This is a genomic window from Sphingobium sp. TomTYG73 (assembly GCF_055394245.1).
In genome coordinates this window covers 1,666,101-1,683,321 of sequence record NZ_AP027339.1, presented here as the reverse complement: position 1 = coordinate 1,683,321, position 17,221 = coordinate 1,666,101, and the positions used below count along the sequence as shown (strand labels likewise).

The 17,221-nt window shown below is 63.2% G+C and carries 21 protein-coding genes; 15 read left to right on the top strand and 6 right to left on the bottom strand.

Annotated features, from left to right (window positions below; genetic code table 11):
* The first annotated feature begins 11 nt into the window (after positions 1 to 11).
* The 12 genes from fliQ to queE all read left to right on the top strand — a co-directional run bounded on the left by fliQ (position 12) and on the right by queE (position 10,210).
* Complete coding sequence (gene fliQ / locus ACZ5TH_RS08505; RefSeq protein WP_066527003.1) at positions 12 to 284, top strand: flagellar biosynthesis protein FliQ; 273 nt, start codon at positions 12 to 14, stop codon at positions 282 to 284.
* Positions 281 to 1,063: a flagellar biosynthetic protein FliR gene (gene fliR, locus ACZ5TH_RS08500; RefSeq protein WP_464793612.1), complete on the top strand. Its 783-nt coding sequence runs from the start codon at positions 281 to 283 to the stop codon at positions 1,061 to 1,063. Before fliQ ends, fliR begins: the two co-directional genes overlap by 4 nt.
* 1 nt (position 1,064) lies before the next feature.
* A complete protein-coding gene (flhB, locus tag ACZ5TH_RS08495; RefSeq protein ID WP_464793611.1) occupies positions 1,065 to 2,201 on the top strand; it encodes a flagellar type III secretion system protein FlhB in 1,137 nt (378 codons plus the stop codon).
* Positions 2,202 to 2,424: 223 nt separating this feature from the next.
* Positions 2,425 to 2,880 carry a hypothetical protein gene (locus ACZ5TH_RS08490; RefSeq protein ID WP_449473815.1) on the top strand — a complete coding sequence of 152 codons (456 nt, stop codon included), beginning with the start codon at positions 2,425 to 2,427 and terminating at the stop codon, positions 2,878 to 2,880.
* Between the two features lie 95 nt (positions 2,881 to 2,975).
* Positions 2,976 to 4,382 carry a flagellar filament capping protein FliD gene (fliD, locus tag ACZ5TH_RS08485; protein WP_464793610.1) on the top strand — a complete coding sequence of 469 codons (1,407 nt, stop codon included), beginning with the start codon at positions 2,976 to 2,978 and terminating at the stop codon, positions 4,380 to 4,382.
* A gap of 18 nt (positions 4,383 to 4,400) precedes the next feature.
* The gene (locus ACZ5TH_RS08480) at positions 4,401 to 4,799 is read left to right on the top strand and encodes a flagellar export chaperone FliS (RefSeq protein ID WP_460986464.1); all 399 of its coding nucleotides are present in this window, start codon (positions 4,401 to 4,403) and stop codon (positions 4,797 to 4,799) included.
* Positions 4,800 to 5,025: 226 nt separating this feature from the next.
* A complete protein-coding gene (locus ACZ5TH_RS08475; RefSeq protein WP_464793609.1) occupies positions 5,026 to 6,219 on the top strand; it encodes an acetylornithine transaminase in 1,194 nt (397 codons plus the stop codon).
* Positions 6,220 to 6,321: 102 nt separating this feature from the next.
* Positions 6,322 to 7,251: an ornithine carbamoyltransferase gene (gene argF / locus ACZ5TH_RS08470; protein ID WP_464793608.1), complete on the top strand. Its 930-nt coding sequence runs from the start codon at positions 6,322 to 6,324 to the stop codon at positions 7,249 to 7,251.
* Between the two features lie 99 nt (positions 7,252 to 7,350).
* Positions 7,351 to 8,256, top strand: coding sequence for an Hsp33 family molecular chaperone HslO (gene hslO, locus ACZ5TH_RS08465; protein WP_464790826.1), 906 nt, complete (start codon positions 7,351 to 7,353; stop codon positions 8,254 to 8,256).
* Between the two features lie 146 nt (positions 8,257 to 8,402).
* On the top strand, positions 8,403 to 8,813 hold the full coding sequence (locus tag ACZ5TH_RS08460) for a DUF3617 domain-containing protein (protein WP_464793607.1): 411 nt from the start codon (positions 8,403 to 8,405) through the stop codon (positions 8,811 to 8,813).
* Between the two features lie 45 nt (positions 8,814 to 8,858).
* A complete protein-coding gene (gene queC, locus ACZ5TH_RS08455; RefSeq protein ID WP_464793606.1) occupies positions 8,859 to 9,551 on the top strand; it encodes a 7-cyano-7-deazaguanine synthase QueC in 693 nt (230 codons plus the stop codon).
* 11 nt (positions 9,552 to 9,562) lie between these two features.
* Positions 9,563 to 10,210 (top strand): 7-carboxy-7-deazaguanine synthase, encoded by a 648-nt coding sequence (gene queE, locus ACZ5TH_RS08450; protein ID WP_464793605.1) that lies wholly within the window; start codon positions 9,563 to 9,565, stop codon positions 10,208 to 10,210.
* 254 nt (positions 10,211 to 10,464) lie between these two features.
* On the opposite strand, the gene ACZ5TH_RS08445 is transcribed toward queE, so the two are convergent.
* The 3 genes from ACZ5TH_RS08445 to lipB all read right to left on the bottom strand — a co-directional run bounded on the left by ACZ5TH_RS08445 (position 10,465) and on the right by lipB (position 12,317).
* The gene (locus ACZ5TH_RS08445; protein WP_464793604.1) at positions 10,465 to 11,154 is read right to left on the bottom strand and encodes a hypothetical protein; all 690 of its coding nucleotides are present in this window, start codon (positions 11,152 to 11,154) and stop codon (positions 10,465 to 10,467) included.
* 108 nt (positions 11,155 to 11,262) lie between these two features.
* Positions 11,263 to 11,538, bottom strand: a complete 276-nt coding sequence (locus tag ACZ5TH_RS08440; RefSeq protein ID WP_464793603.1) for a hypothetical protein — start codon at positions 11,536 to 11,538, stop codon at positions 11,263 to 11,265.
* Between the two features lie 74 nt (positions 11,539 to 11,612).
* Complete coding sequence (gene lipB / locus ACZ5TH_RS08435; RefSeq protein WP_464793602.1) at positions 11,613 to 12,317, bottom strand: lipoyl(octanoyl) transferase LipB; 705 nt, start codon at positions 12,315 to 12,317, stop codon at positions 11,613 to 11,615.
* Between the two features lie 74 nt (positions 12,318 to 12,391).
* Between lipB and ACZ5TH_RS08430 the strand changes: the two genes are divergently transcribed.
* Positions 12,392 to 13,180: a DUF7847 domain-containing protein gene (locus tag ACZ5TH_RS08430; protein WP_464793601.1), complete on the top strand. Its 789-nt coding sequence runs from the start codon at positions 12,392 to 12,394 to the stop codon at positions 13,178 to 13,180.
* Here the strand turns inward: ACZ5TH_RS08430 and ACZ5TH_RS08425 are convergent.
* From ACZ5TH_RS08425 to ACZ5TH_RS08415, 3 genes are read right to left on the bottom strand one after another with little or no spacing between them, the layout of a single operon-like run.
* On the bottom strand, positions 13,162 to 13,761 hold the full coding sequence (locus tag ACZ5TH_RS08425; protein ID WP_464793600.1) for a GNAT family N-acetyltransferase: 600 nt from the start codon (positions 13,759 to 13,761) through the stop codon (positions 13,162 to 13,164). The genes ACZ5TH_RS08430 and ACZ5TH_RS08425 overlap by 19 nt on opposite strands.
* A gap of 4 nt (positions 13,762 to 13,765) precedes the next feature.
* Positions 13,766 to 14,629 (bottom strand): oxygen-dependent coproporphyrinogen oxidase, encoded by an 864-nt coding sequence (gene hemF, locus ACZ5TH_RS08420; RefSeq protein WP_464793599.1) that lies wholly within the window; start codon positions 14,627 to 14,629, stop codon positions 13,766 to 13,768.
* A gap of 13 nt (positions 14,630 to 14,642) precedes the next feature.
* Entirely contained in the window at positions 14,643 to 15,101 is a 459-nt protein-coding gene (locus ACZ5TH_RS08415) for a tRNA (cytidine(34)-2'-O)-methyltransferase (protein WP_464793598.1), read from the bottom strand.
* 210 nt (positions 15,102 to 15,311) lie between these two features.
* On the opposite strand from ACZ5TH_RS08415, the gene petA reads away from it, so the two are divergent.
* Together petA and ACZ5TH_RS08405 are read left to right on the top strand one after the other, a co-directional pair.
* Complete coding sequence (gene petA, locus ACZ5TH_RS08410; RefSeq protein ID WP_449473787.1) at positions 15,312 to 15,878, top strand: ubiquinol-cytochrome c reductase iron-sulfur subunit; 567 nt, start codon at positions 15,312 to 15,314, stop codon at positions 15,876 to 15,878.
* An 11-nt stretch (positions 15,879 to 15,889) separates the two neighbouring features.
* Positions 15,890 to 17,209, top strand: coding sequence for a cytochrome b (locus tag ACZ5TH_RS08405; protein WP_449473786.1), 1,320 nt, complete (start codon positions 15,890 to 15,892; stop codon positions 17,207 to 17,209).
* The last annotated feature ends 12 nt before the right edge of the window (positions 17,210 to 17,221 follow it).

Genomic DNA, 17,221 nt, shown 5'->3' with positions numbered 1-17,221 from the left:
GAGTAGGGGGTATGGACAATGCCGACTTCTTCATGGGCCTCGCCCAACAGGCGCTCTGGATCACGGCGCTCGCCGCCGCACCCATCCTGATCCCCGCACTGATCGCAGGCGTCCTCATCGGCATGGTGCAGGCCGCGACCTCGATCAACGAACAAACGCTCAGCTTCATCCCCAAGATCATCGTCGTGGGCGCGATGCTGGTGCTGTTCGGCGGGTCGATCCTCGTCCTGATCGCCGATTTCACCCGCGAGATATTCGAACGCATCCCGGACCTGCTGCAATGATCGCACCGGGCTTCGCGAATGTGGAGACGCAGCTGTGGATCTGGCTCATCGCCATGATCCGTCCGGGCGCGGCTTTCATCGCGGCGCCTGTCTTCGGTGCGCCTTCCGTGCCGCTGCCGCTGCGCTTCATCCTCTCGCTGGCGCTTGGCATGGCCGCGCTCAACAGCGTCACGATTCAGCTGCCGCAGGACGGCGTCGCCAGTTTCGCAGGCGTGATGCTGGTCATGGGGGAAGTGCTGGCCGGGCTCGCCATGGGTTTTGCGGTGCAGATCGGCTATGCCGCCGCCTTCGTCGCGGGGGAGACAATCGGCAACGCCATGGGCCTCAACTTCGCGGCCATGGTCGATCCCTCCTCGGGTCAGCATACGCAGGCGATCGGCACGTTCCTGTCGATCCTCGCCACCTTCCTGCTGCTCGGCATGGACGGCCACCTGATGCTCGCCAGCTTCGTGGTGCAGAGCTACAAGGCGTTGCCGCCGGGCGGCGCGATGCTCAGCAATGACGCGGTCTGGCATCTGGTCCAGTTCGGCGGATCGCTGCTCGGCGCGGGAGTCACTGTCGCGCTGCCAGTCGGCTTCGCGCTGATATTGGTGCAGATCATCATGGGCATGCTCGCCCGCAGCGCGCCGTCGCTCAACCTCTTCGCCGTTGGCATGCCGGTCGCCGTTATGGCGGGACTCATCCTGCTGGCCGTCGCCGCGCCGGTGATGGGCGAGGGGCTCACCGCCGCGCTCAAGGCGGGGCTCGACCAGGCCCAGTCCATAGCGGAAGGCCGCTGACATGGCGGGGGATAATGGCGGCGGCGAAAAGACCGAGAAGCCAACACAAAAGAAATTGCAGGACGCCGCCAAGAAGGGCGACATCCTCCAGTCCAAGGAACTGGCGACCGCGCTGGTGGTGATGGCCGGGATCGGCTGGATCGCGGTGACAGGGCCGTCCGTCGTTGAATCCCTGTCGCAAATGCTGATCGAGGCGCTGCGTTTCCGCCGCGAGGACATCACCGATTTCGCCCCCGCCGCGCGCGGCATGAGCCTGCTCACCGGTATAGCGCTTCCGGTCGGCGGCATATTGCTGGCGACGACGCTCGCCGCCATTGCGGGACCAGCCATCCTTGGCTCGCTCGGCTTCCGCCCCGGAGCCTTCGCGCCCAAGGCGTCGAAGCTCAATCCGGCAGCGGGCCTCAAGCGCATCTTCGGCGTTCAGGGCCTAATCGAACTGCTGAAATCGATCGCGAAGGTAGCGCTGCTCGGCTCCATTGGCGTCTGGCTGATCTGGGACAGGCTGACCGCGATCATCGGCCTCGGCTCGCAGGGTCTCGCGCCAGCCATGTCCGATCTTGGCAACATGTTCATCATGACCTGCCTCATCATGGCGGGCGGCCTGTTCCTGATCGCCGGTATCGACGTCCCGGCGCAGATCATGCAGCGGTCCAAGCGGCTCGGCATGAGCAAGCAAGACATCAAGGACGAGCATAAGGAAAGCGAAGGCTCGCCGGAACTCAAGGGCCATATCCGCCGCCGCCAGTTCGAGGTGCTGAGCGGATCGACCCGCAAGGCCGTGGCCGAAGCCAGCGTCATCATCACCAATCCGACCCACTTCGCCGTCGCCCTGCGCTACAAGCCGGGGCAGGACGCCGCGCCGGTTGTGGTCGCGAAGGGTTGTGACGCCATCGCAGCCGCCATTCGTGAGCTGGCCGACCAGAACGGCGTTACCGTCCTTCAATATCCCGACCTTGCCCGCGCCATTTACTTCACCTCGCGCGCTGGGCAGATCGTGAATGAGGGGCTCTACATGGCGGTCGCGACCGTCCTTGCCTTCGTCTTCCGCGTGGAAAACCGGATGGCGAGCGAGATCGATCGGCCCTTCATCAGCGTGCCCGATGATCTGCGCTTCGACGCCGATGGCCGAAATTTGTAGGGCAACACGCTTTAAATCGGCACCGCCGCCCTGCTTCCGTTCGCCCTGAGCCTGTCGAAGGGCTTTTCTTTTTTCAAAGAAAGGAAAGGGCTTCGACAAGCTCAGCCCGAACGGGGCGGGGTGATTTAAATGGGAGGTGCCCTGAAAAAATTCTCAAGGTGAACTAAATCTTAGGCATTGCTGGCCGTAATATATTCATGGGGACGCATTAGGATGGTGCGTCATGAACGAATATGTTTCGCGGAGCGACTTGTCGCAGGTTGATCGGGTATCATCCCGAACGCCTTCGGCCGTGCCCGCAGTCCAGCCGATTGCAGCGCAGCAGGGCGTCGATCCGCATGCGGACAAGCCCCAGAACGGCGACACGAACTCCACTCTGTCCGAAGATGATCTCGCCAGCGCGGCGGAATATGCCAAGGTGCATGCCCGCGTGGCTGACATACTGGCGCAACTGCGATCGGCCTCGGCCGGACCCACGGTTGAAGGGGCGGAGGCCGAAATTCAGTCGCTGCTGCCCGCGCCGATGATCCTGGTGCCGTTGCCACCCGCATCGAAGGAAGTGGTCGAAAGCGCCGTCACCTTGGGCAAACGCATCGCGGAGCAGGCAAGCTATGCCCATGCCGCGCAGGCGCATCTGCGCCGTGGCACGGTGGATCAGCTGCTTTCAATCGACGGTTGAGGAAAGATCGCCGCACGCGATCTTCCTCTACCCCATGAAAATCATTCCTAAAGGTCTTCATCCTAGAGCCGTTCTCATCCTCGAAAGGACGGACGATGACCTCGGTAAGCAGCAGCATTTCAACAGCGCTCGGCATTGGGTCCGGCATCGACACCGGCGCGCTGGTCACCAGCCTGGTGAGCGCCGCCCGCGACCCGAAGCAGAAGCAGATCACCGATCGTCAGAGCACCAATAATGCGCGAATTTCGGCGCTCGCATCGGCCTCCAGCTCGCTCGATACTTTTGCCAACGCCCTGAACAGCCTGCTCGCCGGAACGGGTTTCGCGGGTTCGCCCGCCTCCAATGATCCCAGCATTGCGGCTGTCAGCCTGCTGCCGGGCGGTGTGCCAAAGCTGCCAGCGCAGCTTCAGGTGCAGCAGCTTGCCTCTGCGCAGACCATTGCCTCTGCACCCGTTTCAGGCGCAACCGCCGCCACCGTGCTTGGCGCGGGCAGCTTCTCGCTGACAGTGGCTAGCGGCGCCGCCGTCCCCATCACGCTTGGTGCCGGTGCCACCTATGCCGACCTTGCAGCGGCGATCAACGCAGCCGGGACAAGCGTCAGCGCCAGTGTCATCACCGACAATCAGGGCACGCGCCTGGTGATGAAGGGCGCGACGGGCGACGCGAACAGCTTTACCTTCACCAACACATCTTCGCCTGCAAACGCGGCGCTCGACGCCTTCACGTGGGACGGCGCGACCGGCGGGATGACGCGGCAGGTGCAGGCCAAGGATTCGATCATCCTTCTGGACGGCGTCGAGCAGCATTACAGCAGCAACACGATCGACACCGCCATCGCCAACCTGCGCATTGACCTGAACAAGGCCGCGCCGGGCACCAATGTGACGCTGGCATCGACCGAGCCGACCACGTCGATGCGCGACCTGATGGTCGAGTTCGTCGATGCCTATAATACGTTGATGAAGGCGCTGAACACCGCCACCGCGGCCGGGGGCAATTCGTCCAGCGCGGGCGCGTTGAACGGCGAGGCATCGATCCGCGACATGAAGCGGCAGCTGTCGCAGATGACGTCTGCCGTGCTGGCGCCCACGGGAACCTACACGACGCTGTCGTCCATCGGTGTCAGCACCAATCGCGACGGCACGCTGAAGCTGGACACCGCCGCGCTGGACAAGGCGCTTGTCGCCGACGCCGCCGGGATCACCCAGATGCTGAACCCGGCGGTCAAGTCGGACACGAAGCCCGGCCTCGCCGGTCTGATGGACAGCGTGCGCGACAAGATTCAGCAGACGGATGGTCCGCTGGCTGCGGCAAAAAGCAAATATGAAAAGCTGGGTGAGGCGCTGACCGAGCAGCTGGAAAAGCTGAACGACCAGATGACCGACTATCAGGCGCAGCTTTCGAAGGTCTATTCGGCGATGGACAAGCGTCTGGCGGCCTTCAAGGCGACCCAGAACTATCTGGAACAGCAGGTCGCCATGTGGACCAAGAGCGATAATTGATAACAGGGGTCAGGTAAGATGTTCTATTCTCAACAGGGCTATGCAGGCGCCAACGCGGCTCGCCGTTATGCGGCGGTGCATTCGGGCAGCCGGATCGAAGGCGCCACGCCCCATGCGCTGGTAAAGGTGCTGTTCGACGAACTGTTGATCGCTCTCGAAGCCACCGCGCTCGCCGAACGCAACAACGACCGGCTGAAGGTTTCCGACAAACAGGCTCGCGCCATGTCGATCCTGATCGCGCTCGAATCCAGCCTCGACTTCGACAAGGGCGGCGACATCGCCATGGGCCTCGCCCAAATCTACCGCGAAGCGCGCCGCTTGCTGCTGCTCAGCGCCAAGGAACGCTCGCCCGAACATGCCGAGCAGGCCCGCGACATCATCGCCGAAATCGCCGACGCCTGGAACCAGATCGCCTGACGATCCTCCAACAGCCGTCATCCCAGCGAAAGCTGGGATCTCCGGCGAGAGGGCACAACCCGGCCTCACGAGATCCCAGCCTTCGCTGGGATGACGAGCATGTAACATGGCTTGCGCCACCCAGACGGCCCTAGTATAGGCAGCGCTCGCAAAGGGCGGCCCGGCGGGGGCCGCCTTTTTGCGTTTTGAGACTTTTTGCATCAGCCCCAGCGAAGGGAGGGCCACCATGTCGATTACGCCGCTCATGCCCGTTTACCCCCGGTGCGACGTCCGCCCGGTGCGAGGCGAGGGCTGCTATCTGATCGGCGAGCGTGGCGAGCGTTATCTCGACTTCGCCAGCGGCATCGCGGTCAATTTGCTCGGCCATGGCCACCCGAAACTGGTGAAGGCGATCGCGGATCAGGCCGCGACGCTGATGCACACGTCGAACCTCTACGGCATGCCGCTGGGGGAAAAGTTCGCGCAGCGGCTGGTCGATTCGACCTTCGCCGACACGGTCTTTTTCACCAATTCGGGCGCGGAGGCGGTCGAATGCGCGATCAAGACCGCGCGCCGCTACCATTATGCCAATGGCGAGGCGCACCGTCACAATATCATCAGCTTCGACAACGCCTTCCACGGCCGGACTTTGGGGACCATCTCGGCCACCAGCCAGCCCAAGATGCGCGACGGCTTCGAACCGCTGCTGCCCGGCTTCACCGTCGTGCCGTTCAACGACCTGGAAGCCGCCGCCGCTGCCGTCGATGAGAACACCGCCGGTTTCCTCGTCGAAACCGTGCAGGGCGAAGGCGGCGTCACGCCCGCGACCCAGGAGTTCCTCACCGGCCTGCGCAAGCTGTGCGACGAAAAGGGTATGCTCCTCATCCTCGACGAAGTGCAGTGCGGCTATGCCCGCACCGGCACCTTCTTCGCGCATGAGCAATATGGCGTGAACCCCGACATCATGGCCGTCGCCAAGGGGATCGGCGCGGGCTTCCCGCTCGGCGCCTGCCTCGCGACGGAGGAAGCGGCCAAGGGCATGGTGTTCGGTACCCATGGCTCCACCTATGGCGGCAATCCGCTCGCCATGGCGGTCGGCCTGACTGTCCTGGACGAAGTGCTGGGCGAAGGCTTCCTCGACCATGTGAACAGCATCGGCGCGCGCCTGCGTTCCGCGCTGGAGCAGCTCATCCCCAACCACGACATGTTCGAGGATGTGCGCGGCCTTGGCCTGATGCTCGGCGTCAAGCTCAAGGATAGCAGCGACGCGCGCGACTTCGTGGCGCATCTGCGCGACAATCACGGGCTGCTGGTGGTGTCGGCGGGACAGAATGTCGTCCGCATCCTGCCGCCGCTCATCATTGACGAGAAGCATGTCGCCGAATGCATCGAAAAGCTGTCCGCTGGCGCCCGCAGCTTCGCGGAGGCTTCAGCGGCTTAGACACTAACCACCGTTCGCCCTAAGCCTGTCGAAGGGCTTTCCTTTCTTAAAAAGAGAAGGCTTCGACAGGCTCAGCCCGAACGGGTTGGAGGTTTACTCCCTATGACCAGACATTTCCTGAATCTCTCCGACGCTGGCGCCGACGCGCTCGCCGCCATGCTTTCCGACGCCATCGACCGGAAAACCGCCCGCAAGGCCCTGCCTAAGGGCCAGGCCGATGCCGACGCGCCGCTCGCTGGCCACACGCTGGCGATGATCTTCGAAAAGAACAGCACCCGCACCCGCGTCAGCTTCGACATGGCGATCCGCCAGCTTGGCGGCACCTCGCTGATCCTCGACGGCGCAACCAGCCAGCTTGGCCGGGGCGAAACCGTGGCGGACACGGCGCGCGTGCTCAGCCGCATGTGCGACATGATCATGATCCGCACCGATGACCATGCCAAGATCGAGGAAATGGCCCGCTATGCCACCATCCCGGTGATCAACGGCCTCACCGACCTGTCGCACCCGTGCCAGATCACCGCCGACCTGTTGACCTTGGTCGAACATGGCGTCGCCTTGCCGGGCAGCCAGTGGGCATGGCTGGGCGATGGCAATAATGTCCTCCACTCGATCATCGAAGCGGCGGGCCTCTTCAAGTTCGACCTGCGCATCGCCGTGCCCGAAGGCTATGAGCCCGATCACGCCTTCATCAAGGAGGCGCAGGCTCTGGGCGCGGGCATCACGCTTACCCGTGATCCCGTCGAGGCGGTCGCTGGGGCCGACGCGGTCGTCACCGACACCTGGATTTCCATGGGTCAGGCGCATGCGGACGAAAAGCTGAAGGCCATGATGCCCTATCAGGTCACGCAAGACCTGATGGCAAAGGCAAAGCCCAGCGCGAAATTCCTGCACTGTCTGCCCGCCCATCGCGGCGAAGAGGTCGTGCCGGAGGTCATCGACGGTCCACAATCGCTGATCTGGGACGAAGCGGAAAACCGCATCCACGCCCAAAAGTCCGTGCTGCTCTGGGCGGCCGGCCGCCTTGGTTGAGTTTGCCGGACATATTCCTATCTAGCAGCGAACCGGCCGGGCGATAACGCCCGGCCGCCGCTATATTCCCGCCCTGCACCGGGACTAACGGAGCTTGTCTTGAACGCATCCGATATCGATCAGGCCCTGGGCTTCACCATCCCGTCGCGTCACGCGCGCGGGCGCATCCTTCGCCTTGGGCCGGTGCTGGATCAGGTGCTTGCCGCCCATGCCTATCCCCCGCCAGTCGAACGGCTGCTCGCCTCCGCGCTGGTCCTCGCCGCGCTGCTCGGCTCGACGCTCAAGGATGCGGGCGGACAGCTGACGCTACAGGCGCATAACGAACATGGCGTCGTCAGCCTGCTCGTCGCCGATTACAAGGGCGGCGAAGTGCGCGGCTATGCCAAATTCGATGCCGATCGGTTGGCGGAGCTGGGGCCTGACCCGACGCTGTTCGGTCTGTTCGGCAAGGGCTATCTTGCCATCACCTTCGACCAGGCGGTCACGGGTGAGCGCTATCAGGGCATCGTCCCGCTCGACGGCGATTCGCTCGCGCAGGCGGCCGAACATTATTTCTTCCAGTCCGAACAAATCCCCAGCGTCGTCCAGATCGCCGTCCGGCACGAAGCGGGGCAGGGCTGCTTCGCCGCAGGCATGCTGCTTCAGCATTTGCCCGAAGGCGAAGTGGGCCGCGAACGTCTCCACACACGGCACGATCATCCCGAATGGGAACATGTTCAGGCGCTGGCCGTCACGCTCAGTGATAATGAACTCACCGACGAAGCGCTGCCGCTGACCGATATCGTCTGGCGCCTGTTTCATGAGGAAGAGGTGGTGCGCGTTACTGACCCGGTCGACCTGACCAAGGGCTGCCGCTGCGATCTTGCCCATATCCGTAGCGTGATCGGCCGTTTCCCCGCTGAAGAACGCGCCCAAATGGCTGATGAACAGGGGGTCATTGGAGTAGATTGCGCCTTTTGTTCGCGTCTGTTTCCAGTTTCGCTGGACAGTTTCGCGCAAGGCTGACACGAATTTATTGCGACTTCGGAACAGGTTGGGGCGTTAGCGGGGGCTGGCGCTATCAACCCGCCGGATTTGGGTGCATGAAGGCCGTGCCGCCATGCACGCGGCGAGCCGCTCCGGAGTCCGCGATGAAATACGGGGGCTATTGAATGACGTCAGGTCTGCACGTCTTGAGCGCGGCCATCGCGATGCTGATCGCTGTATCGCCGGTCGGGTCGCAGGCGCTTTCCGAACCGCCGCTCAGGGGGCTGGAACCGGGCGAATGGGAATTGCGCGAACGGCCGGAGGAAGGCGGGAAGGGCGATATACGCCGCATCTGCCTTACCGATATTCGCCAATTGATTCAGCTTCGCCATGGCCGCAACAGCTGCAAAAGGCTGACGATCGACGAAAGCGCCAAACGGCTGACGGTCAGCTACGATTGCGCTGGGGCTGGGGGCGGGCGCACCGACCTGCGCATCGAAACGTCCCGGCTGGTGCAAATCCACGCTCAGGGGATTGCGGGCGGCGCGCCCTTCTCCTTCAGCATGGAAGGACGGCGCATCGGCGCCTGCCATTGACCGCACCGCTTGCGCCAGCGCGCCTGTGGCGGTAGCGGAGCGCCCATGACTGCCAATGATGGGAAAATCGCTGTCGTCCTGCTGTCGGGCGGGTTGGATTCGATGGTCGTGGGCGGCCTCGCGCGCGAGGCGGGCTATGAACTGGTCGCGCTGACGATTGATTATAATCAGCGGCATCGCGTCGAATTGAACGCGGCCGCGCGCATCGCCACTGTTCTTGGGGTCCGGCGACATATCGTCCTTCCGCTCGATCTTACCGCCTTTGGCGGATCGGCGCTGACGGCGGACATCGCGGTGCCGAAGGACGGGGTGGGACCGGGCATTCCCAACACCTATGTGCCCGCGCGCAACACCATCTTCCTGTCGCTGACGCTTGGTCTTGCCGAAGTGTCGGGAGCGAACGACATCTTCATCGGCGTCAACGCACTCGACTATTCGGGTTATCCCGATTGCCGTCCCGAGTTCATCGACGCCTTCCAGAATATGGCGGCACTCGCGACCAAGGCTGGCGTCGAAGGGCATCCAGTCCGGATCAACGCGCCGCTTCAGCATATGAGCAAGGCCGACATCGCGCGAGAGGCGAACCGGCTGGGGCTGGATGCGGGGATGAGCTGGTCCTGCTACGATCCCGCGCCGGGCGATCAGCATTGCGGGCTTTGCGATAGCTGCCGCCTTCGCTCCAGGGGTTTTGAGGAAGCGGGCCTGCCCGATCCAACTCGCTACGCAGCCAAGCCATAAAGGACAGGCGGATGAGCTATGCCGTCAAGGAGATGTTCCTGACGCTTCAGGGCGAAGGCGTCCATAGCGGCCGCCGCGCCGTCTTCATGCGCTTTGCCGGGTGCAACCTGTGGACCGGTCGTGAAGAGGATCGGCGCAAGGCCGTGTGCCAGTTCTGCGATACCGATTTCGTTGGCACGGATGGCGACGGCGGCGGCAAATTCGCCGACGCGCAGGCCCTTGCCGACGCGGCTCTCGCCTTCTGGGGGACAGGCGAAGAAGGCCGCTACATCGTCATGACGGGCGGCGAACCCATGTTGCAGGTCGATGACGCCCTGATCGACGCGCTCCACGCCCATGGCTTCACCATCGCCATCGAAAGCAACGGCACGATCGCGGCGCATCCCGGCATCGACTGGGTCTGCATCAGCCCCAAGGCAGGCAGCGACGTCGTGCAACGCAGCGGCAATGAACTGAAGCTGGTCTGGCCGCAGCCGGGCAGGGGTCACAGCATCGCCGATGTGGAGGCGATGGAGGGCTGGGCTTTCGACAACCTGCTGATCCAACCCCTCGACAGCGCGGACGCGGCGGCGAACATGCGGGCGGCGATCGATCTGGTCATGGCGCGGCCGAAATGGCGGCTAAGCCTTCAGTCGCATAAATATCTGGGGCTTAGGTGAAAGCATAGGCGATCAAACGCCGACCGCCCTCCACTGTTCGCCCCACGCTTGTTGCAGCGTCATTGATACAGAATTATCGGCACTAAGGCTTCTTTTCCGTCACCCCGGACTTGATCCGGGGTCCCGCTTCGTGAATTTTGCCGAGGCAGCGAGACCCCGGGTCAAGCCCGGGGTGACGATCACTCAAACATGATCATGCTTTATTGATCGGAGCCCCGACAACCGCGCTCCTCACATATCACGCCATCAAAACATCACTTAGCCGCCACCTTCTGCTCATAAGCCACCTGGCATTCCGGCCGCAGCTTATCCTTCTTCCAGCATTTCTTGTCGAAAGAAGGCAGGGTCAGCGTATAGCTCCGCCCCGGATCGCCGTAAAATTGCTCACCCGCCAGCACCAACGACTTCTTGATCGACCCCAGCCCCGTGCGCGCCACCTCATGCAGCGATCCACGATTGGCGAAGATCGCCTGCCGTCCGACCTGACCCGCCGCCTGGCAGAAGCCGCGCTGCGCCTGGACGGTCGAATAGCCCGAATAGATGCGCGTGCCATATTTGTCGGCTGCGGCCTGGCCGGGCTTTCCCTTGCCAACGGTGCGCTGGAAATAGCCGAGCAGGACCGACTGGGCCGCGTCCAGTTCCGCGTCATGATGCGCGATCATCGCATTATAGTTGCTGATCGACAGCAGTGTCGGTTCGAACTGGCACTGAAGCGCCGCGACGTTGAGCGCCGCACGCAGGTTCCATACCAGGCCCGCGCGAATTTCTTCCGCCGTGGCGCCGGGCAGGCCAAGCGCGGTCGCAGCGTCCGCGTCCGTCAGCGGCGGGCTGGAAAAGTCGGGCGGCGACCAGAAAAACTGGGCGGCGGCCGGCTGAGCCAACAGCGGCGCGGCGGCAATCATCAATCCGGCACAGACCCGGCGCAGCGTGGAACAGGATGTCATGACTTCCCCTTTAAGAATGGCGGCCTTTGTGAACGACGATTGGGCAGGCTTCTCTTATGCTATGCCTTGCGTCCGGCGCCTGTATTGCGCCTGAACGCCTCTCTCCGTCTATTGATCCGACAGTATCTCTGCCTCGCCTTGCGTCGCATTGGCTGCGGCAGGTTCCGGCTGAGGTGCGGCAGCGGCGCTGTTATTCCCTCCAGCCGAGGGCAGGGCGGCCGACGGCGCTTCGCTCTGCACCCCGTCCAGGTCCGTCATGGCGTCGGTCGTCGTGCCGTCGACGACCTCCAGATCCTTCATCTGGACCGTGTTGCTCCCCTTGTCGTCCTTGCCGCACGCCGCCAGCGCGGTGCAGCCGGTCAGCAGCAAGGCGGTAAAGATCATCCTCGCTTTGCAGCGCATCCGGGTCTCCCAAACATGTGATGCCCGGCGGCCCCCACCCGGCGAAGGCGCCGACCCTAGCCGCCCGATCCGCATTGCTCAACCCCCGCGCCACAGCGCCGCAACCTGCCCAGAAAGGCAGGGAAATGCGCCTTCAAAGCCGCGTCGAGATCGGCCATTGAGGCATTCTTGCCCAGCGCCGCGATGCTGGTGACGGGATATTCCGCAAGCCCGCACGGCACGATGCCGCCAAAATGGGACAGGTCGGGGTCCACATTGATCGAAAAGCCATGCAGCGTCACCCACCGCCGCACCCGGATGCCCAGCGCGCCGATCTTCGCCTCGCGCCCGTCGCGATCATCGGTCCAGATGCCGATCCGCCCCTCCGCCCGCCGCGCCGCGATGCCAAGGTCGCCCAGCGCGTCGATCATCCACCCTTCCAGATGATGGACGAAGTTGCGCACATCCTTCCCCCGCTCGCGCAGATCGATGTTGAGATAGCCGATCCGCTGCCCCGGCCCATGATAGGTATAACGCCCGCCGCGCCCCGCATCATGCACCGGAAAGCGCGGGTCGATCAGCTCTGCCGGATCGGCGCTCGTCCCCGCCGTATACAGCGGCGGATGTTCGAGCAGCCACACCCGCTCGCCCGCCTCACCCTCAAAGATCGCAGCCGCCCGCGCCTCCATGTCGGCGAGCGCTTCCGGGTAATCCACAAGCGCCGAATCGACCCGCCATTCGATCTGTTCGGCCACGGCAGGCGAAGGGGAAGAGGATGACATGGCACTTCCTTGACTTGGGCGAGGGGAGCGATCAAGTCTCCTCCCCGATTTTAAGTACGGGAAAAGGCGAAGATATGGCGGCGATGTCGATCGGCAAGGCATGGGAAGAAGCGGTCGCCTTCGTCGCGCGCGAACGCAGCCTGCTGTTTCCCGTCGCCTTGCTCTTCGTGGCGCTGCCTGGCCTCATCCTTCAGGAGATGACGCCGCCCGAACTCGCCACCTGGACGATGGACAAGGGCGCCATGCCCGACATCCCGCCCAGTTTCATCCTGTCCACGCTGATCGGCGTCATCATCATCTGGTTCGGGTCACTCGCCCTGTTCGCACTGGCGTTAAGGCCCGGCATCAGCGTCGGCGAAGCATTGCGGCTCAGCCTCTCCCGCCTGCCCGTGCTGCTCGGCACGGCGCTTGTCGTGATCGGCGTCCTGCTTGGCATAGCCATCGTCGGCATGATCGTCGTCGTCGCCTTCTCCATGGTGGCAAAGCCCGTTGCCGCAGCCCTCGCCGCGTTGCTGGTGACCGCTGGCGGCGCCGTCATGCTCTTCGCCAGCGTGCGGCTTCTGCTGCTCAACCCGGTGGTAATCGACGGCCACGAAGGCGTCATGGCCTCGCTCCGGCACAGCTGGGCGCTGACACGCGGCCATTTCTGGCGGCTGCTCGGCTTCATCTTGGTGCTGACGCTGCTCTCCGCCATCGTCGGCTCAGCCGCGCAAGTCATCTTCGGCCTCTTCGGTCGCCTGATCGCCGGAGCGGAAGGCGCGCGGCTCATCGGCGGCGTCGCAGCGGCCGTCGTCTCGACCGTGGTGCAGGTCTATATGCTCGTCATGCTCGCCCGGCTTTATCGTCAGGCGGAGGCGCGCTGACCCAGCATTGGCACATGCGGCGCCGCATCGGCGCTCAATAAACCGGCCAGCCGAGGATCAGCGAAGGTCTCAACCTCCCGCTTATAGGGCACAAATCCCGCCCGCTGATAGAAGCTGAGCGCACCCGGACTGTCCAGCGTACAGCTATGCACCCAGAACCGGCGCACCTCCTTGCGCCATGCCAGCGACTTCGCCTGCGCCATCAGCCAAGCCCCAAATCCCTTGCCGGTCAGCTCAGGTATAAGGCCAAGGAAGCTCAACTCGCAGTCCGGCAGCGCCCGGAAATCCAGCTCCAGCAATCCCACTTCCACGCCGCGCGGATCGGTGATCGCAAAAACCTGCACCGCCGGATCGTGAATAATCGCCGTCAATTCCGCATCACTCAAGACAAGGCGTGAGAACCAGAGCCACGGCTCCCCCACCCGCCGGAACAGCGCGCGATAAGCATCCAGCGCAGGTGCCTTCCACGGCACCAGCCGCAACGGAGCAGGCGGAATCGGCGCGGGCCGGGGACGCTCCACCATCTCCAGATAGGTCACGATCGTCGCAATCTGATCATTGGCGACCGGCGTCAGCGGCATGGGTTCAGCTCCAACTCGCCATCGGCGGCAGGCTCATCAAAATCGCGTCGACATTGCCGCCGGTCTTCAGCCCGAACAGCGTGCCCCGGTCATGCACCAGATTGAATTCCGCATAACGGCCGCGCCATTCCAGCATCCTGGCGTAATCCTCCTCGCTCCAGCTTTCGCCCATCCGCCGCCGGACAATCGGGGGAAAGGCTTTCAGGAACGCATCGCCCACCGACCGGGTAAAGGCGAAATTCGCATCAAAGCCGGCATCATCCTCGCACTCCAGATGGTCGTAGAAGATGCCGCCGACGCCGCGATGAACGCCCCGGTGCGGTATGAAGAAATAGTCGTCGGCCCACGCCTTGAAGCGGGGATAATAGTCCGCATCATGCGCATCGCATGCCGCCTTGAACTCGCCGTGGAAGCTCGCCGTGTCCTCATCCCGGGGCAGGGGAGGGTTAAGGTCCGCGCCACCACCAAACCAGCTTTTGGACGTGATCAGATAGCGCGTGTTCATATGCACGGCGGGCACATGCGGGTTGGCCATATGCGCGACCAGGCTGATCCCCGTCGCGAAAAAGGCCGGGTTCTCCCCCGCGCCATGGATGGTCTTGGCAAAATCCGGCGCGAATTCGCCCGAGACGGTGGATACATTGACCCCGACCTTCTCGAATATCTTGCCCTTCATGACCCCCCGCACGCCGCCGCCGCCTTCGCCCGGCGTCAGTCCCGGCGCTTCGCGGTCCCATGGTGTGTAGGCGAAGGAGGCATCGCTGCCCGTCTCACGCTCGATCGCCTCGAATTCCGCGCAGATGCGGTCGCGCAGCGATTCGAACCAGTTGCGGGCGGCCTGCTGTTGGGGATTGAGGACCAAGGTCATTGGGAAATCTCGATCATGTTGGAAATTGTCCAGTCTGGCGAAGGGCTTCGGCAACCGCGATGCCCGTGGAAACGGCAATGTTCAAGGACCGGAAGCCCGCAGCCATGGGGATTCGGACGCGCAGGTCGGCCATGTCGCGCACCGCGTCGGGCACGCCCGCACCTTCCGATCCCATCAGCAACACGTCATTCCTGTCAAAACGCACCTCCGGCAGGGGCTGTGAAGCATGGCTGCTCATCAGCACCAGACGACGGCCCTCCGCACGCCGGACCTCGTCAAATGCCTCGAAATTGGCGTGGCGAGTCACCTCCGCCGCCGCGCCATAATCCATCGCGGCGCGTTTCAACTTGGCGTCGGAAAAGGCGAATCCCATCGGCATGATGATGTCCACGGGCACGGAAAAACAGGCGGCCAGCCGCAATATGGCGCCGACATTCCCGGCAATCTCGGGTTGATAAAGAGCAATACGCATGCCCCGCGCATAAAGCAGCGGGGCAAATTGTCATAGCCATGGCCAAATTGCTGTTGGCAAAGAAGCTACAGTGGGTCTATCAGGCCCCCGAACCACGCCAGGGGGAAAGGCGAGGCCCATATTCCGTGGGCGGCGCTACTCTCTCGATAATCAGGGCCGGTGACGGCAATGCGGCGGGTAACAGGGACGTCTTTGCAAGGGTTGAGGTGCATGGCGAGCGTTGAACATACGGACAGCCAAGGTCTATCCGGCGAAGGTGGAGTGCGTCGTCGCGACTTCATCAATATCGCCGCAGTAAGCTTCGCGGGGGTCGGGGCTGTCGCCGTCGTCATTCCGCTCGTGGATCAGATGAACCCCAGCGCGGACGTGCTGGCGCTGGCATCGACCGAGGTTGATATCTCTTCGATCCAGCCGGGTCAGGCGATCAAGACGACCTTCCGCTCGCAGCCGCTTTTCGTGCGTCATCTGACGGACAAGGAAATCGCCGAAGCCGACAAGGTTGACGTTTCCTCGCTGCGCGATCCGCAGACGCTGGAACAGCGCACCGTCGCTGGCAAGAAGCAGTGGCTGATCACCATGGGTGTTTGCACCCATTTGGGCTGCGTGCCGCTGGGTGCGGGCGAGGGCGAGAATCGCGGTGAATTTGGCGGCTATTTCTGCCCCTGCCACGGTTCGTCCTACGACACGGCGGCCCGCATCCGCAAAGGCCCCGCGCCCAAGAACCTGGAAGTGCCGAAGTTCAGCTTCACTTCCGACACCGCCATTCTCGTAGGCTGAGGTAAGAAACCATGAGCTTTCCCTGGGCTGAGCATTATACTCCCAAGCATCCCGCGATGCAGTGGATCGACGAGAAGCTGCCGCTTCCGCGCCTCGTCTACAACGCGATCGGCGCCGGTTACCCGGTCCCGCGCAACCTCAACTATTTCTGGAACTTCGGTGTTCTCGCTGGCCTCGCGCTGGTGATCCAGATCGTCACCGGCGTGATCATGGCGATGCATTATGGCGCCAACACGCTGGTCGCGTTTAGCACCGTCGAACAGACGATGCGCGACGTGAACGCGGGCTGGCTGATGCGCTATGCGCATGCCAATGGCGCCAGCTTCTTCTTCATCGTCGTCTATCTCCACATCTTCCGCGGCCTTTTCTACGGTTCCTACAAGGCGCCGCGCGAAATGGTCTGGCTGCTCGGTATCGTCATCTTCCTCCTGATGATGGCGACCGCCTTCATGGGCTATGTGCTTCCCTGGGGGCAGATGTCCTATTGGGGCGCGAAGGTGATCACCGGCCTGTTCGGCGCGATCCCGGTCGTGGGTGAGCCGATCCAGACCTGGCTGCTCGGCGGCTTTGCTCCTGGCAATGCGTCGCTCAACCGCTTCTTCTCGCTGCACTTCCTGCTGCCCTTCGTGATCGCTGCGGTCATCATCCTGCACATCTGGGCGCTGCACATTCCGGGTTCGTCGAACCCGACCGGCGTGGAAGTGAAGGGTCCGCAGGACACCGTGCCTTTCCATCCCTACTATACGGCGAAGGATGGCTTCGGAGCGGGCGTGTTCCTGATCCTCTTCGCGATCCTGTTGTTCTTCGCGCCGAACTATCTCGGCCATCCGGACAACTATATCGAAGCGAACCCGCTTTCGACGCCTGCGCATATCGTTCCTGAATGGTATTTCTGGCCCTTCTACGCGATCCTGCGCGCCTTCACCGTGGACTTTTTCTTTGTCCCCGCGAAGCTGCTGGGCGTGCTGGCAATGTTCAGCTCGATCCTGATGCTCTTCTTCCTGCCCTGGCTGGATACCTCGCCGGTGCGTTCGGGCAATTATCGTCCGACCTTCAAGAAGTTCTTCTGGATCCTGATCGTTGACGTGCTGATCCTGGGCTATTGCGGCGGCGCGCCTGCTGCCGAACCCTATGTGATGATCTCCCAGATTGCGGGCGCCTATTATTTCGCCCACTTCCTGATCATCCTCCCGCTGATCTCGCGCTTTGAACGGCCGCTGCCGCTGCCGGGCTCGATCACGGAATCGGTGCTTAACCGCTATAACATCAAGGGCGAACAGGATGCGCTTCCCGGAATGGGCGCGGATCCGCAGCCGTCGAACGCCGGCTAATAGGGGACAAGA

Excerpts from the sequence above, each read along its gene's own strand:
- ACZ5TH_RS08425 (WP_464793600.1), bottom strand. The coding sequence starts at position 13,761 with ATGCCGCTGACGCCGGTCGCCAATGATCAGATTGCGACGATCGTGACC.
- petA (WP_449473787.1), top strand. The coding sequence starts at position 15,312 with ATGGCGAGCGTTGAACATACGGACAGCCAAGGTCTATCCGGCGAAGGT.
- fliR (WP_464793612.1), top strand. The coding sequence starts at position 281 with ATGATCGCACCGGGCTTCGCGAATGTGGAGACGCAGCTGTGGATCTGG.
- ACZ5TH_RS08415 (WP_464793598.1), bottom strand. The coding sequence starts at position 15,101 with ATGCGTATTGCTCTTTATCAACCCGAGATTGCCGGGAATGTCGGCGCC.
- ACZ5TH_RS08475 (WP_464793609.1), top strand. The coding sequence starts at position 5,026 with ATGTCGATTACGCCGCTCATGCCCGTTTACCCCCGGTGCGACGTCCGC.
- hemF (WP_464793599.1), bottom strand. The coding sequence starts at position 14,629 with ATGACCTTGGTCCTCAATCCCCAACAGCAGGCCGCCCGCAACTGGTTC.
- argF (WP_464793608.1), top strand. The coding sequence starts at position 6,322 with ATGACCAGACATTTCCTGAATCTCTCCGACGCTGGCGCCGACGCGCTC.
- fliQ (WP_066527003.1), top strand. The coding sequence starts at position 12 with ATGGACAATGCCGACTTCTTCATGGGCCTCGCCCAACAGGCGCTCTGG.
- ACZ5TH_RS08490 (WP_449473815.1), top strand. The coding sequence starts at position 2,425 with ATGAACGAATATGTTTCGCGGAGCGACTTGTCGCAGGTTGATCGGGTA.
- ACZ5TH_RS08445 (WP_464793604.1), bottom strand. The coding sequence starts at position 11,154 with ATGACATCCTGTTCCACGCTGCGCCGGGTCTGTGCCGGATTGATGATT.
- ACZ5TH_RS08480 (WP_460986464.1), top strand. The coding sequence starts at position 4,401 with ATGTTCTATTCTCAACAGGGCTATGCAGGCGCCAACGCGGCTCGCCGT.
- ACZ5TH_RS08460 (WP_464793607.1), top strand. The coding sequence starts at position 8,403 with ATGACGTCAGGTCTGCACGTCTTGAGCGCGGCCATCGCGATGCTGATC.
- queE (WP_464793605.1), top strand. The coding sequence starts at position 9,563 with ATGAGCTATGCCGTCAAGGAGATGTTCCTGACGCTTCAGGGCGAAGGC.
- ACZ5TH_RS08440 (WP_464793603.1), bottom strand. The coding sequence starts at position 11,538 with ATGATCTTTACCGCCTTGCTGCTGACCGGCTGCACCGCGCTGGCGGCG.
- ACZ5TH_RS08430 (WP_464793601.1), top strand. The coding sequence starts at position 12,392 with ATGGCGGCGATGTCGATCGGCAAGGCATGGGAAGAAGCGGTCGCCTTC.
- queC (WP_464793606.1), top strand. The coding sequence starts at position 8,859 with ATGACTGCCAATGATGGGAAAATCGCTGTCGTCCTGCTGTCGGGCGGG.
- fliD (WP_464793610.1), top strand. The coding sequence starts at position 2,976 with ATGACCTCGGTAAGCAGCAGCATTTCAACAGCGCTCGGCATTGGGTCC.
- ACZ5TH_RS08405 (WP_449473786.1), top strand. The coding sequence starts at position 15,890 with ATGAGCTTTCCCTGGGCTGAGCATTATACTCCCAAGCATCCCGCGATG.
- lipB (WP_464793602.1), bottom strand. The coding sequence starts at position 12,317 with ATGTCATCCTCTTCCCCTTCGCCTGCCGTGGCCGAACAGATCGAATGG.
- flhB (WP_464793611.1), top strand. The coding sequence starts at position 1,065 with ATGGCGGGGGATAATGGCGGCGGCGAAAAGACCGAGAAGCCAACACAA.